The sequence below is a fragment of the Bacteroides sp. 3_2_5 genome (assembly GCF_000159855.2).
Taxonomy (GTDB): domain Bacteria; phylum Bacteroidota; class Bacteroidia; order Bacteroidales; family Bacteroidaceae; genus Bacteroides; species Bacteroides fragilis.
Genome location: NZ_JH636046.1, coordinates 314320 through 329698 on the forward strand (window position 1 = coordinate 314320; position 15379 = coordinate 329698).

The following is a 15379-nucleotide window of genomic DNA, read 5'->3' on the forward strand; positions in this document are numbered from 1 at the left end:
AAACACCAAGATTATGAAAATTAAAATGAAATATATCGTGGCGCAGGCTTGCCTCGTAGCGGGAGCATCCATAGCTCTGACTTCGTGCAACGACTTTCTGGACAGAGAGCCGCTGGATCAGGTCACCCCGCAAGAGTATTTCCAGACTGCAGACCACCTGGCAGCATATACCATTTCAAAATACAACTCTATGTTCTCAACACATAGCGGATGGAATGCCGGTACGGTAAACAATGATGGCGGTACAGACAACATGGTAGTGGGTGGTTATAACTCTACCTACTATGAAAAAGGAATCTGGAAAGTACCTTCAAACAATGGCAACTGGTCCAACGGATTGTCACTGGCCCGTTATTGCAACTACTTTTTCGAACAGGTGCTGCCTAAATATGAAGCCGGAAAAATTTCGGGGGCAGAAGATGATCTCAAACACTACATCGGTGAAATGTATTTCATGCGTGCCTTGATATATTACAACCAGCTACGTAAATACGGAGATTATCCTATCATCACTGAGGTACTTCCGGATGATGAAGCGATACTGATTGAAAAGAGTGTACGTCAGCCACGCAATAAAGTGGCCCGCTTCATTCTCGAAGATCTCGACAAAGCCATCGGGTTAATGAAAAACCAAGGCTTCATGAACAACAATCGCCTGAACAAGCAATGTGCATTGCTGATCAAATCACGTGTGGCATTATACGAAGCTACATTTGAGAAATATCATCAGGGAACAGGCCGCGTGCCGGGTGACGAAACATGGCCGGGAAAGAGCGTACATCCGAATTTCTCACTTGATGTAACAGCCGAAATCAACTTCTTCCTCGACCAGTGTATGGATGCAGCCTCACAAGTAGCGGACGCTATCACACTGACTGAAAACACAGGGGTATTCAATCCGCTCAGCGACAGCGAATATTCCGGTTGGAATCCTTACTTTGAAATGTTCTCTGCCGAAGACATGAGTGGTTATTCCGAAGTTCTTTTCTGGAAAGATTATCTTCGTTCGGGAAGTATCAACATCAGCCACGGTGCTCCCAACTATATTTATTCAGGTGGAAACAATGGAATGTTGAGAAGCTATGTACAGACTTTCCTGATGGAGAACGGATTGCCCTGGTATGCCAGCAACAGCGGATTTAAAGGTGACAGCAGAATTCAGGAAGAAAAGGAAGGACGTGACCAGCGCCTGCAACTTTTCTTATTCGGTGAGAAAGACAAACAGGCTCCGAGAGCCGATGGTGACGGCACTATGCCCGAGTTCGGCGAACCTGCTCTCTTTGAATTGCAGGAAGTCAGAGACTTGACGGGATATCGCATCCGCAAGTGCCTGACTTATAAGAAAGACCAGATCATCTCCGGTTCCGACCAGTCGACCACAGGATGCATCATCTATCGTGGTGTGGAAGCTTACCTTAACTATCTGGAGGCATATTACCTGAGAAACGGTAAGGTCGACGGAAAAGCAGCCCAATACTGGACCGCTATCCGCAAACGTGGCGGAGTGGACACAGACTACGAAAAGACCATCCGCAATACGGATATGAGCAAGGAAGTAGACTGGGCAAAATACTCCGGTTCTACATTGGTAGACGCAACTTTATTCAATATCCGTCGCGAACGTCGTTGCGAATTCATCGGCGAGGGTATGCGTTGGGACGACCTGATGCGTTGGAGAGCTATGGATCAGTTGCTCACAACCAAATATATTCCGGAAGGATTCAACTTCTGGGATGAAGCTTATGATGACTATGTGGCAATGAAGAATGACAAAGGCGAGCCCAAATACAAAATTGTATCAGACGGTAGCTCAACGGCCAATATGTCAGCCAAAGAATTGGGTAAATATGTACGTCCGTACTCAATCGTCAAAGCAAACAACGCTGTATTTGACGGTTATACATTCGCTAAGGCATACTACTTGTATCCGGTGCCGATACGGCAAATGGAGCTTTTGTCTCCGGACCGTTCAGTCAACAATTCTGTGCTTTACCAGAATCCATACTGGCCAAGCAAAACAAGCGAACCTGCTATCGAATAATAGTTTTCCAATAGGAACTAAAATATAAAAAGTATTGATTTTTAGTATATAATAAAGTTGTTGTGGTAAGAGATTTATAGCAGCTACACAAATTTGAAAAAGGAAAATTGGGAAAAGGGCATCCGTGAGGATGTCCTTTTTTATATTATTATATAGGAAAAAAAAGCATATATAAACAGAAAAGGCTGTGCAAAATTACACAGCCTTTCGTTAGATAGATATATCCGCAAATATTAGCTCTTATTGGCGCGTTTACGTTCAGTTTCATCCAGAATAACCTTACGCATACGCATTGCTTTCGGAGTAACTTCTACATATTCGTCTTCCTTAATGTATTCCAAGGCCTCTTCAAGAGAGAACTGTACAGGAGGAATCAAACGGGCTTTCTCGTCAGAACCGGAAGCACGCATATTAGTCAACTTCTTCGACTTAGTCACATTTACAACCAAATCTTTTTCGTGAGCATGCTCACCCACTACCTGACCTGCATACACCTCTTCCTGAGGGAAAATAAAGAATTTACCACGATCCTGCAATTTGTCGATAGCATAAGCAAATGCAGTACCACTCTCCATAGCGATAATCGAACCATTGGTACGACGTTCTATGTCTCCTTTGAACGGCTGATATTCCTTAAAGCGGTGTGCCATGATAGCCTCACCTGCCGAAGCCGTCAGAACATTCGTACGAAGACCGATGATACCACGCGAAGGCATATCAAACTCAAGGTTGATGCGTTCACCGGTATTCTCCATCATAGTCATCTCACCTTTACGGCGGGTTACCATATCGATGATCTTACTTGAATATTCTTCAGGTACGTTAATCGTAAGCTCCTCAATCGGTTCACATTTTACTCCATCTATTTCTTTATAGATTACTTGCGGCTGTCCGACCTGTAACTCGTAACCTTCGCGACGCATGGTTTCGATCAAGACAGAAAGGTGAAGCACACCACGGCCTGATACAACCCATTTACCGTCTTCTTCGCTCTTACGTACGCGCAAAGCCAGATTCTTATCCAATTCCTTGGTCAGGCGATCATGGATATGACGTGAAGTTACAAATTTACCATCTTTACCATAGAACGGAGAGTCGTTGATGGCAAACAGCATACTCATAGTCGGTTCATCGATAGCAATAGGTGGCAATGCTTCCGGATTTTCATAATCACAGATCGTATCTCCGATCTCGAATCCGTCAATACCTACCAAAGCGCAAATATCTCCCGAAGAGACCTCAGTCGTCTTCACACGACCCAGACCTTCGAATACATGAACCTCTTTAATCTTAGATTTCACAATGCTGCCGTCACGCTTAGCCAAAGACACGTTCATGCCTTCTTTCAGTGTACCACGATGAACACGCCCTACAGCAATACGGCCTGTATATGAAGAGTAGTCAAGTGAAGTGATCAGCATCTGAGGAGTACCCTCCAATTGCTCCGGAGCAGGAATGTTCTCTACAATACAATCCAGCAAAGGCACAATACTGTCCGTCTGTTCTTTCCAGTCCGTACTCATCCAGTTATTCTTGGCCGAACCATAGATTGTCGGAAAATCAAGTTGCTCTTCGGTAGCATCCAGGCTGAACATCAGGTCGAAGACCATCTCGTGTACTTCGTCCGGACGACAGTTCGGTTTGTCTACCTTATTAATAACAACAATCGGTTTCAATCCGATTTCCAAAGCTTTCTGCAGCACAAAGCGCGTTTGCGGCATCGGGCCTTCAAAAGCATCAACCAACAGAATGCATCCGTCGGCCATGTTGAGCACACGCTCTACTTCGCCACCGAAGTCGCTGTGTCCCGGAGTATCAATAATATTAATCTTAGTTCCGTTGTAATTGATAGAAACGTTTTTAGAGAGGATCGTTATCCCTCGTTCACGCTCCAAGTCGTTGTTATCCAGAATTAATTCTCCGCTTGTTTGGTTGCCGCGAAACAAGTTTCCGGCTAAAAGCATTTTATCGACGAGAGTCGTTTTCCCATGGTCAACATGGGCAATAATTGCAATGTTTCGAATATTTTGCATATAATACCTATTATTTGGCGACAAAGGTACAAAAATTGGATTAGAAAAAAGGGATACTATAGAAAATATTTCCTGCAATTCATTGTGGGATAAAAGATAATGCCTATCTTTGCACGCTCAAAGAAACATTTTATAGATCAATAATTTTATTAATTATGTATTTAGACGCTGCTAAAAAGCAAGAAATCTTCAGTAAGTACGGAAAGTCTAACACTGATACTGGCTCAGCTGAGGCCCAGATAGCTTTGTTTTCATACCGTATTACTCACCTGACTGAGCACATGAAGCTCAACAGAAAAGATTATAGTACAGAAAGAGCTTTGACTATGTTGGTAGGTAAACGTCGTGCTTTGCTCGACTACCTGAAAGCAAAAGATATCACCAGATATCGTGATATCATCAAAGAGCTCGGCTTGCGTAAGTAATCACTTACTGCGAACAAAATTTAAAAGCCGTTTCCTCTCTATGGAGGAAACGGCTTTTATTTTTTATCTTTCTCCCTTGCTTGGATATAAAATTTCATTAATTTTGCAGCAAAACGAATTAAATTATAACCTTTTACCGGGAAAATACATTCAACATTATGGATACAAGCAAAATCGTAGGAGAAAAAATTAAATCACTCCGTGAGAACAAAGGAATCTCAATAGAAGAACTTGCCGAACGCTCAGGATTGGCCATTGAACAAATAGAACGTATCGAAAACAATATTGACTTGCCTTCATTGGCTCCACTTATCAAAATAGCCCGCGTATTGGGCGTACGTCTGGGCACTTTCCTCGACGACCAGGACGAAACAGGTCCGGTAGTCTCACGCAAGATGGAAGCTACAGACACGATCAGCTTCTCAAACAACGCCATCCATTCGCGCAAACACATGCAGTATCATTCACTGTCCAAGTCAAAAGCCGACCGCCATATGGAGCCGTTCATCATCGATGTAGCCCCTACACAAGACAGTGATTTTGTACTTTCTTCTCACGAAGGAGAAGAATTCATCATGGTCATGGAAGGTGTCATGGAAATCAGTTACGGAAAAAGCACTTACCTGCTCGAAGAAGGTGACAGTATCTACTATGATTCCATCGTCCCCCATCACGTTCATGCTTATGAAGGACAAGCCGCCAAAATCCTGGCAGTAATCTATACACCCATTTAATGATCAGCAATGATCGCTCTACACATTACTAAAAACATGCAACTATACGAAAGAACACTCGGACAATGGCTTGAACATTGGGCCGAAACAACACCGGACAAAGAATATATTGTATACTCCGACCGCAACTTGCGCTTCACCTGGAAGCAATTCAACAAGCGGGTAGACGATATGGCGAAAGGATTGATTGCCATCGGAGTGGAAAGAGGTACCCACGTCGGAATCTGGGCAGCAAACGTACCGGACTGGCTTACCTTATTATATGCCTGCGCGAAGATAGGTGCAGTCTACGTAACGGTAAACACCAACTATAAACAAGCCGAACTGGAATACTTGTGCGAGAACTCGGATATGCATACGCTCTGCATTGTCAACGGCGAAAAAGACAGCGACTTTGTACAGATGACCTACACCATGCTTCCGGAACTGAAAACCTGCGAACGAGGACATCTGAAAAGCGAGCGTTTTCCTTATATGAAGAACGTAATCTACGTAGGACAGGAGAAACATCGCGGAATGTACAACACACAGGAGATCCTGTTGCTAGGCGATAACATAGAAGACACCGAGCTCAACGAACTCAAGTCGCAGGTCGATTGCCACGATGTGGTAAACATGCAATATACATCAGGAACAACCGGATTTCCCAAAGGGGTTATGCTGACACATTACAATATCAGCAATAATGGTTTCCTGACCGGAGAACACATGAAATTCACGGGCAATGATAAACTCTGCTGTTGTGTTCCATTGTTCCACTGCTTCGGTGTAGTGCTGGCCACCATGAACTGTCTGACTCATGGTTGTACTCAAGTGATGGTGGAACGTTTTGACCCGCTGATCGTATTAGCCTCTATCCATAAAGAGAAATGTACAGCACTTTATGGAGTACCCACTATGTTTATTGCCGAACTGAACCATCCGATGTTCGATATGTTCGATATGTCGAGCCTCCGCACCGGTATCATGGCCGGCTCACTCTGCCCGGTAGAATTGATGAAGCAAGTGGAAGAGAAAATGTATATGAAGGTTACCAGTGTATACGGACTGACAGAAGCAGCCCCCGGAATGACTGCTACACGCATTGACGATCCGTTTGACGTACGTTGTAACACCGTAGGGCGTGACTTTGAATTTACGGAGGTAAAAGTGCTCGATCCTGAAACTGGTGAAGAATGCCCGGTCGGCGTACAGGGGGAAATGTGCAACCGGGGATATAACACCATGAAAGGATATTACAAGAATCCACAAGCTACGGCTGAAGTGATAGACAAAAACAATTTCCTACACTCAGGAGACTTGGGAATCAAGGACGAAGATGGGAATTATCGTATCACAGGACGTATCAAAGATATGATCATCCGTGGTGGAGAGAATATCTATCCCCGTGAGATAGAGGAATTCCTCTATAAGCTCGACGGAGTGAAGGACGTACAGGTATCGGGCATCCCATCTAAAAAATATGGAGAGGCAGTAGGGGCTTTCATCATTTTGCACGAAGGAGTAACTATGCAGGCTTCGGACGTACAAGACTTCTGCCGGAATAAAATCTCCCGCTACAAAATCCCTAAATACATTTTCTTCATTGACGAATTTCCCATGACCGGGAGCGGTAAGATACAAAAATTCAAACTGAAGGATTTAGGACTGAAGCTCTGTGAGGAGCAAGGTATCCAGATTATATAAAGCAGATATGCATGATAAGTGATTAGCGTCTGACGCTAATCACTTATCACTGTCACTATTTTGCCATAGGCAGAGTAAAATAGAAAACAGTTCCTTCTCCCTGTTTGGAACGTACCCAGATACGCCCGCCCATCTTTTCGACAAGCATCCGGCAGATAGTCAGTCCCAATCCGGTCCCTTGCACAAAATCATCTATTTTTCCGAAACGCTGAAAGATGGTGGCCACCCTTTCTGCCGGAATACCTTTCCCCGTATCAGACATGTAAAACTGTACCATATCCGCCTTCTTCTGAAATCCAAAATGAATTTCTCCGACAGAAGTAAATTTAATGGCATTGGTAATCAGATTAACCAAAACCTGAGAAATACGTTCCCAGTCTCCTTGTATGCAAAGTTGCGAATCTACCTCGTCCAGCACAAGCCGAACTTCCGGCTTAACCGATTTCACATGCAATTCATATAACTGTAAACAGATATCTTTCAGCCTCACCGGGTGATAAGAAAGCTCCAAGGAACCGGCTTCAAGTGCCGAAAGATCAAGAATATCATTAAAGAGATTCAACAGAACAGTCGAGTTGTGTTCCACAATATCGGCATACTGTCGCTTTTCACACTCATTGTCCGCTTCAATAATCAGTTTGGAAAAACCTACAATCGCATTCAGAGGAGTACGGATTTCGTGGCTCATATTAGCCAAAAACGAAGATTTCATCCGGTCGGCCTCTTCTGCCTTAATCCGGGCAGCTATAAGCTCCTTTTCCGTCTTCTTGATTTCGGTTACATCCCACGATACTCCGATAATATAAGGATGCTGACCTCCCGAAGGGACAACTGTTTTCATTGTAGTGACCGTACGGACCTCACCGCTCATAGTTGTATAATTCTCCAGATATTCAATACGTCCCAACTTCATCACCTTCAAATCGTCTTCCCGGAAATGTTCGGCATCTTTCTTGTCCGGGAATATATCTGCATCCGTACTACCGACAGCCCTCTGGACAGAGATTCCGGAATGCTCGGCAAAAGCTTTATTCCAATAAAGATAACGAAAATCATTTCCGGTATCCTTCACAAATAAATAGACGGGAATATTGTTCAAAATGTCATTCATCAACGAATTGAGACGTACAATCTCACTTCGCTGGGTCTCATTGATCTTAGCCATCTCAGTCTCCTGCGAGACATCGCGACACATACATAACAAATACTGATCATCCAGCGGAAAAATACGATTTTCATAATGATGGAGTACCCCGTCCAGCATTAATGAATGTTCAGCTGTCGAACTCTTACCGGTATGGATGACTTTATCCATGTTGTGACGAACACTTTCATACGCTTCTTCGGGAACAATATCTTTTACATTTGAATTAATAATACTATCGGAGGTGGTACCTTCCACATGATTTGTTGTAGGAGATGAAGCCAACTCCACAATGTTCGCATTATGGTCAAAAACAGTCAGCATATCAGGCAATGCATCTAAAATCCGAGTACTGTACCGTTCACGGAATCGCCCTTTTTTCAGAGAGTCGAGTTCGGAAGAGAGGCCTTCCACCTTCTTTTCCAATTTACATACAATTTCCAGTAGTTCCTCTTTCGTTTTATGCTCGTAATGTCCCATGGATTTGAGTCTATTTAAATCTGTTTTGTTGTATATAGCATCACATTACTTGCAAATATAATACATATATCCAAAAAATATCCTACAAATCGAAGTTATTATTGATTAAAAAAGTCGATAGCTTTTGCCCTACTACTCAGAATGTTCTATCTTTGCACCACTTTATATTTTAAACAATTTACATTTATGTCCACAGAATTATTCTCTACCCTGCCCTACAAAGTGGCAGACATCACGCTTGCCGACTTCGGTCGCAAGGAAATCGACTTGGCAGAAAAAGAGATGCCCGGCCTTATGGCTCTTCGCGAAAAATATGGAGAATCCAAACCATTGAAAGGTGCCCGTATCATGGGATCACTGCACATGACTATCCAGACTGCCGTCCTGATCGAAACACTGGTAGCCCTGGGAGCTGAAGTGCGTTGGTGCTCTTGCAATATATATTCAACTCAAGATCATGCTGCAGCGGCTATCGCAGCTTCAGGTGTTGCCGTATTTGCCTGGAAAGGAGAAACATTGGCAGACTATTGGTGGTGTACCTTGCAGGCCCTGAACTTTGAGGGGGGCAAAGGACCGACAGTGATTGTCGACGATGGCGGGGATGCCACTATGATGATCCATGTAGGTTACGAAGCAGAAAACAATGCTGCTGTATTGGACAAAGAAGTACATGCCGAAGACGAAATAGAATTGAATGCTATACTGAAAAAAGTGCTGGCAGAAGACAAAGAACGCTGGCACCGGGTAGCGGCTGAAGTGCGCGGAGTTTCGGAAGAGACAACGACCGGCGTGCATCGCCTATACCAGATGCAGGAAGAAGGCAAGTTGTTGTTCCCTGCCTTCAACGTAAACGACTCGGTTACCAAATCTAAATTCGATAACCTGTACGGTTGCCGCGAATCACTGGCAGACGGCATTAAACGTGCCACAGACGTAATGATTGCCGGTAAAGTAGTTGTAGTATGCGGTTATGGAGATGTAGGTAAAGGCTGTTCACACTCTATGCGTTCCTACGGAGCCCGGGTGCTGGTTACAGAGGTCGATCCTATCTGTGCACTGCAGGCTGCCATGGAAGGTTTTGAAGTAGTAACCATGGAAGACGCCTGCAAAGAAGGTAACATCTTTGTCACTACTACCGGTAATATCGATATCATCCGTATCGATCACATGGAACAAATGAAAGATCAGGCCATTGTTTGCAACATCGGCCATTTTGACAATGAAATCCAGGTAGATGCACTGAAACATTATCCGGGTATCAAACGTGTCAATATCAAGCCACAGGTAGACCGCTATTATTTCCCTGACGGTCACAGTATCATTCTGTTGGCAGACGGTCGGTTGGTAAACCTGGGATGTGCCACAGGACACCCGTCATTCGTAATGAGTAATTCATTCACCAATCAGACATTGGCCCAAATCGAGTTGTTCAACAAGAAATACGATATCAATGTATATCGTTTACCTAAACATCTGGATGAAGAAGTAGCCCGCCTACACCTTGAAAAAATTGGTGTGAAGCTGACCAAGTTGACTCCGGAGCAGGCTGCCTACATCGGTGTGTCTGTTGACGGTCCTTACAAAGCGGATCATTACAGATATTAAAAAAGTTACGATTGGACGATTTACGAATAACGACTGAAATTACTTTTTCTCACTTCAGGATAGTAAATCGTCTAATCCTAAGTCAAACTTCAATTGTAAATTGTAAATCGTCTAATCGTAAATGAAAAAATTTCTTCCTGACCTGATTGCCATTCTGGCATTTATAGTTATCTCTTTCATCTATTTCTTCCCTGCTATCACCGAAGACCGGATTCTCTTCCAGCACGACACCGTGGCCGGAGCCGGAGCCGGACAAGAAGCCAAAGAATATTATGAGAGAACAGGTGAACGTACCCGCTGGACCAATGCACTCTTCGGAGGTATGCCTACCTACCAGATGTCCCCGAGTTACGACTCTACCGAGCCGCTGACATTTGTACAGAAAGTATATCACCTTTTTCTTCCGAACTACGTATGGCTCACATTTATCATGATGCTCGGGTTCTATATCCTGCTAAGGGCATTCGGCATACCGGCATGGCTCGCAGGGTTAGGAGGAATCATTTGGGGATTTTCGTCCTATTTCTTCATTCTGATAGCTGCCGGACATATCTGGAAATTTATTACTTTAGCCTATATTCCACCTACGATAGCAGGTATAGTACTTGCTTACCGAAAAAAATATCTGTTAGGAGGTATTATCACCGCTTTATTCATGGCTATGCAGATATTGTCCAACCATGTGCAGATGACTTATTATTTCTTGTTTGTTATTCTTTTCATGGTAGGCGCATTCTTCGAAGACGCCTGGCGAAAAAAAGAACTCCCCCAATTCTTCAAAGCTACCGGCGTGCTGATTGTTGCAGGACTGATTGGAGTATCCATCAACCTCTCAAACCTATACCACACTTACGAATATAGTAAAGAAACGATGCGTGGTAAAAGTGAACTGAAATATGAAGGAGCTGCCGCCAAACAGACTAGTAGCGGCCTCAACCGCGATTACATCACTCAATGGAGTTATGGTATCGGTGAAACATTCTCCCTGCTGGTCCCCAATGTCAAAGGAGGTGCTTCCGTACCGCTGTCACGAAGTGAGAAAGCAATGGAAAAGGCTAATCCGATGTATAGCAGCCTCTACTCACAGCTAACTCAATATTTTGGCGATCAGCCGATGACAAGTGGTCCGGTCTATGTAGGCGCATTCGTACTAATGCTTTTCATTTTGGGATGTTTCATTGTAAAAGGTCCTATGAAATGGGCACTGCTGGGAGCTACCATCTTCTCTATCCTACTTTCATGGGGTAAAAACTTCATGGGATTGACAGACTTTTTCATCGATTATATCCCAATGTACAATAAGTTCCGGGCTGTATCCTCTATTTTGGTAATTGCCGAGTTTACTATTCCTTTGCTCGCCATCCTTACCCTGAAGGAAATACTCACCAAGCCGGAATTATTGAAAGAGAAACTGAAATACATCTATATCAGTTTCGGATTAACCGGGGGATTGGCACTGCTCTTTGCCATTGCGCCCCGTCTGTTCTTTCCTACCTATATTCCAGGTAACGAAATGGCAGCTCTGCAAAATGCCCTGCCTGCCGACCAACTATCGCCCATTATTGCCAATCTTGAGGAAATGCGTGTACACCTTTTCACCTCTGATGCTTGGCGAAGTTTCTTTATCGTCACCATCGGCACCCTGCTTTTACTGGCCTATAACGCCAAAAAGCTGAAAGCAACCTGGACTGTTGCCGCTATTGCTCTATTATGCCTGGGAGACATGTGGAGCGTAAATAAACGTTATCTGTACGACGAACAGTTTATCCCGAAATCAGAGCAGACTGCTACATTCCGGAAAACACAGACAGATGAACTAATCCTGCAAGACCCATCACTGGATTATCGTGTACTGAACTTTGCGGGCAATACATTTGAAGAAAACAATACCTCTTATTGGCACAAGAGCGTAGGCGGTTATCATGCTGCAAAGCTTCGCCGTTATCAGGAAATGATAGACCATCACATCGCTAAAGAAATGCAGGCAGCCTATCAGGAAGTAGCTACAGCCGGTGGACAAATGGATAGCGTAAACGCTGCTAAGTTTCCTGTATTGAATATGCTGAATACGAAATACTTTATATTCCCTGCCGGACAGCAAGGTCAAACAGTCCCCATTGAGAACCCATATACTTTCGGAAATGCATGGTTCATAGATAAAATACAATACGTGAACAATGCAAACGAAGAAATCGATGCCATCGGGCAAGTCGACCTGCAACAAACCGCTATAGTAGACTCTAAGTTTAAAGAGGCACTGAAAGGAGTGAACGAGGGGTACAAAGACTCACTGTCTACGATTCGTTTGACCAGTTATGAACCTAACCAATTAGTATACGAGACTTCCTCACCCCAAGACGGTATAGTGGTTTTCTCCGAAATATATTATCCGGGGTGGACGGCAACCATTGATGGCAAGCCCGCCGATATTGCCCGTGCAGACTACATTTTACGTGCTATGAATGTCCCGGCAGGTAAACACACCATCGAAATGCGTTTTGATCCGCAAAGCCTGCATATTACAGAAGGTATTGCATACGGAGCGATGGCGTTATTGCTGGTAGGAGTAATAATCCTGATATGGATCTATCGAAAAAAATATAGTGAAAACAGCAAATAATCATTAATTAAATGATGAAAGAGGGTGTTTCATAACTCACCACAGATTACACGGATTTACACAAAAACGTTTTTAATACACTGATAGCCAATGATATTTATCTGTGTAAATCAGTGTAATCTGTGGTGAATACGAGTTTTGACACATCCCTCTTTATTGTTTTAATATAATAACGACAAGGATTATAATAGACAAAGGAAGTTCACAATAATCTTCAAGCAAAAGTATATGATAATTGGATGTTCCGGATGGAGGTTATACATCAAAACCAACATTACACAGGAAATCTTCTTTTAGCATTCTGTCAAAATGTATTTTGAGATTCCTCAGAATCAATTCTTTGTGCCCTGGAAACAAGAAGAGAGTAAAAAACGCAGGAATACCCTTTTCCAGGAAGTCAGAGAGTCGGAAAATACAGTGAAATGCTACCATAAAGACAAGATACCAAGGGCATTTACTCTTAGGAAGAAACCTGGAAATCTCATAAACATTCGGAATAACACTTTTAAAAAGAGTCCTCCAAACTCTGTTCTAGAAGAAAAAGCAGTTCTTTTTCCCTAAATTAAGGGATGTTTCGAGAAGGAAAACCGATGCTTTCATCAGAATGCAGACTTCTTATTCATAAGAAGTTAACTTCCTACTCTCAGGAAATTAATTCTCTGTCGGCAGGAAGTTAGTTATTTGCCGACAGGAAGTTAACTTCCTTCCGATACCTCTCACATAATTTCCCGGTAACAAGTGATCTGAAAAGAAATATCTGATGATTCCTCTTCTATTTCGCAACATTTCGCCAAAGCAGATGCCAGCAGAAAAATAAAACAGCAAACATTTTGATACCGAACAGCGCTCTAAGCTATCAAACAAAAAGCGCTATCCTTCCTCTGAATAGAGGGTAAAAGACAGCGCTTGATCTATCACTAAGAATCTTCTTACATAGTAGGAGGTAATGTTACCTTGAAATTTGGATTTTCCGTATGTTGCTGATGGATAATCCCAACCATTTTCTTCACAATATCAGGATTTTCGGCAGCTACATTATGATCTTCATGGATATCTGTCGCCAGATTATAAAGGAAAGGAGTACCTTTCTTGACAACCATTTTCCAGTCTCCCATACGTACACCGATCTGGTTCGTTTCATTAAACTCCCAATAGAGAAAATCATGTTTCTTCTGGTTCTTTTTACCCAGTATGGTCGGAGCAAAAGAGATACCATCAAAATAATCCGCTTCCTTTTTCTTATTCACATATTTTTTCGTGAAGTTCTTCACGCCTGTCAAATCACACAAGGTAGGCATGACATCGTAGAAAGCACATTGATGATCATTCACTGTTCCGGCAGCAACCTGACCGGGCCAACGGACAATAAACGGAACACGGATACCTCCCTCGTAACACTGGCGCTTCAAGCCACGTAACTTTCCGTCACGCCCGAAGAAAGTAGGATCGGCTCCGCCTTCCTCATGGGGCCCATTATCACTGGTAAAGATGACAATCGTATTCTCATCAAATCCTTTCTCTTCCAACTTCTTCAGAACTTCGCCCACATAATAGTCCAAACGGGTGATCATACCCGCAAACTGTGCATGCACATGGGTAATGGCGTTATATCTGGATCCTTTTTGACCACCAAAAGCTTTGTCATCAGCAAACTGTGTCTTATAATGATTCAAAATAGAGTCTTCCGGTTGCACTAACTCTGCATGCGGCAAGGTATAGGTAAAGATTCCGAAGAAAGGTTGTTCACCATCCTGTTTCTCGATCCATTCCATCGCTTTCTGATGAATCAGATCAGCTGAGTATTGAGTACGTTTATGATAATCTGGACCGTACATCGGATATTTGATATTCTCTTCCATCACAACACGTACAACACCTGTATCACCCAACGACGGACTATAACGATTCAGAAAATTGGGATAATAGAGATGTGCCTGAAATTGACAGATATATCCGTAATATTCATCGATTCCTCTTTTATCCGGAGTGGACGCCGAGCCTTCGTATCCCCCCGCCCATTTACCAAACATACCGGTTGTATATCCGTTATCTTTCATTATTTCGGGCAGAATGACATGTTCCGGATCATAGGGATGTTGTCCGACAACTGAAAATTCTTTATTATCGCCATACATCACTGTAGACGCCTGAGTCCAATACTCTTTATTACCACGCACTTCGCAATGTCCGGTATGTTGTCCGGTCATCAACGATGCGCGCGAAGGTGCACTCACCGGACTTCCGGCATAGGCTTGCGTAAAGCGCATGCCTTCACGGGCCATGTTGTCAATATTAGGGGTGCTGATGTATGGCTGTCCATAGCAACCCAGATCTCCATACCCCATATCATCACACATAATAAAGATGATATTCGGTTTTTGAGGGGTATGGGCCTTTTCTTTATGGGCAAATGCTTGCAGACTGCCTAATCCGACAAGTAATGCACTACTATAAATAATTTTTTGATTCATTCTTGGGTTTGTTTCGAGTCCATTTGGTTTTAACTTCACCACAGATAACACAGATTTTCACAGATTAATAATTTATTTTATTGATAACAAGATTAGAAGTTCTGTGAAAATCTGTGTTATCTGTGGTGAAACAAGTTCAT

Annotated in this window: 9 protein-coding genes; 6 read left to right on the forward strand and 3 right to left on the reverse strand. The window is 43.3% G+C overall.

What is annotated here, in order from left to right; all coding sequences use genetic code 11:
- The first annotated feature begins 13 nt into the window (after positions 1-13).
- Entirely contained in the window at positions 14-2041 is a 2028-nt protein-coding gene (locus BSHG_RS00850) for a RagB/SusD family nutrient uptake outer membrane protein (RefSeq protein ID WP_008661604.1), read from the forward strand.
- A 233-nt stretch (positions 2042-2274) separates the two neighbouring features.
- On the opposite strand, the gene typA is transcribed toward BSHG_RS00850, so the two are convergent.
- A complete protein-coding gene (gene typA, locus BSHG_RS00845) occupies positions 2275-4074 on the reverse strand; it encodes a translational GTPase TypA (protein ID WP_005791956.1) in 1800 nt (599 codons plus the stop codon).
- Between the two features lie 155 nt (positions 4075-4229).
- Here typA and rpsO point away from each other — a divergent pair, with 155 nt between their 5' ends.
- The 3 genes from rpsO (at position 4230) to BSHG_RS00830 (ending at position 6919) form a co-directional block, all read left to right on the forward strand.
- Positions 4230-4499 carry a 30S ribosomal protein S15 gene (gene rpsO / locus BSHG_RS00840; RefSeq protein WP_005791955.1) on the forward strand — a complete coding sequence of 90 codons (270 nt, stop codon included), beginning with the start codon at positions 4230-4232 and terminating at the stop codon, positions 4497-4499.
- Between the two features lie 158 nt (positions 4500-4657).
- Positions 4658-5233 (forward strand): helix-turn-helix domain-containing protein, encoded by a 576-nt coding sequence (locus tag BSHG_RS00835; protein WP_005781772.1) that lies wholly within the window; start codon positions 4658-4660, stop codon positions 5231-5233.
- A gap of 36 nt (positions 5234-5269) precedes the next feature.
- On the forward strand, positions 5270-6919 hold the full coding sequence (locus tag BSHG_RS00830) for an AMP-binding protein (RefSeq protein WP_011203709.1): 1650 nt from the start codon (positions 5270-5272) through the stop codon (positions 6917-6919).
- A gap of 55 nt (positions 6920-6974) precedes the next feature.
- Here the strand turns inward: BSHG_RS00830 and BSHG_RS00825 are convergent, their stop codons facing one another.
- On the reverse strand, positions 6975-8543 hold the full coding sequence (locus BSHG_RS00825) for a PAS domain-containing sensor histidine kinase (protein ID WP_005791952.1): 1569 nt from the start codon (positions 8541-8543) through the stop codon (positions 6975-6977).
- A 186-nt stretch (positions 8544-8729) separates the two neighbouring features.
- Here BSHG_RS00825 and ahcY point away from each other — a divergent pair, with 186 nt between their 5' ends.
- Positions 8730-10148 carry an adenosylhomocysteinase gene (ahcY, locus tag BSHG_RS00820; RefSeq protein WP_005781763.1) on the forward strand — a complete coding sequence of 473 codons (1419 nt, stop codon included), beginning with the start codon at positions 8730-8732 and terminating at the stop codon, positions 10146-10148.
- A gap of 121 nt (positions 10149-10269) precedes the next feature.
- Positions 10270-12768, forward strand: coding sequence for a YfhO family protein (locus tag BSHG_RS00815; protein ID WP_005797373.1), 2499 nt, complete (start codon positions 10270-10272; stop codon positions 12766-12768).
- A gap of 929 nt (positions 12769-13697) precedes the next feature.
- On the opposite strand, the gene BSHG_RS00810 is transcribed toward BSHG_RS00815, so the two are convergent.
- The gene (locus tag BSHG_RS00810; RefSeq protein ID WP_011203710.1) at positions 13698-15239 is read right to left on the reverse strand and encodes an arylsulfatase; all 1542 of its coding nucleotides are present in this window, start codon (positions 15237-15239) and stop codon (positions 13698-13700) included.
- Positions 15240-15379: the final 140 nt, after the last annotated feature.

Bases quoted from the DNA above. Each gene is read 5' to 3' on its own strand.
- rpsO (WP_005791955.1), top strand. From the start codon at position 4,230: ATGTATTTAGACGCTGCTAAAAAGCAAGAAATCTTCAGTAAGTACGGA.
- BSHG_RS00850 (WP_008661604.1), top strand. From the start codon at position 14: ATGAAAATTAAAATGAAATATATCGTGGCGCAGGCTTGCCTCGTAGCG.
- BSHG_RS00815 (WP_005797373.1), top strand. From the start codon at position 10,270: ATGAAAAAATTTCTTCCTGACCTGATTGCCATTCTGGCATTTATAGTT.
- BSHG_RS00835 (WP_005781772.1), top strand. From the start codon at position 4,658: ATGGATACAAGCAAAATCGTAGGAGAAAAAATTAAATCACTCCGTGAG.
- ahcY (WP_005781763.1), top strand. From the start codon at position 8,730: ATGTCCACAGAATTATTCTCTACCCTGCCCTACAAAGTGGCAGACATC.
- BSHG_RS00810 (WP_011203710.1), bottom strand. From the start codon at position 15,239: ATGAATCAAAAAATTATTTATAGTAGTGCATTACTTGTCGGATTAGGC.
- BSHG_RS00825 (WP_005791952.1), bottom strand. From the start codon at position 8,543: ATGGGACATTACGAGCATAAAACGAAAGAGGAACTACTGGAAATTGTA.
- typA (WP_005791956.1), bottom strand. From the start codon at position 4,074: ATGCAAAATATTCGAAACATTGCAATTATTGCCCATGTTGACCATGGG.
- BSHG_RS00830 (WP_011203709.1), top strand. From the start codon at position 5,270: ATGCAACTATACGAAAGAACACTCGGACAATGGCTTGAACATTGGGCC.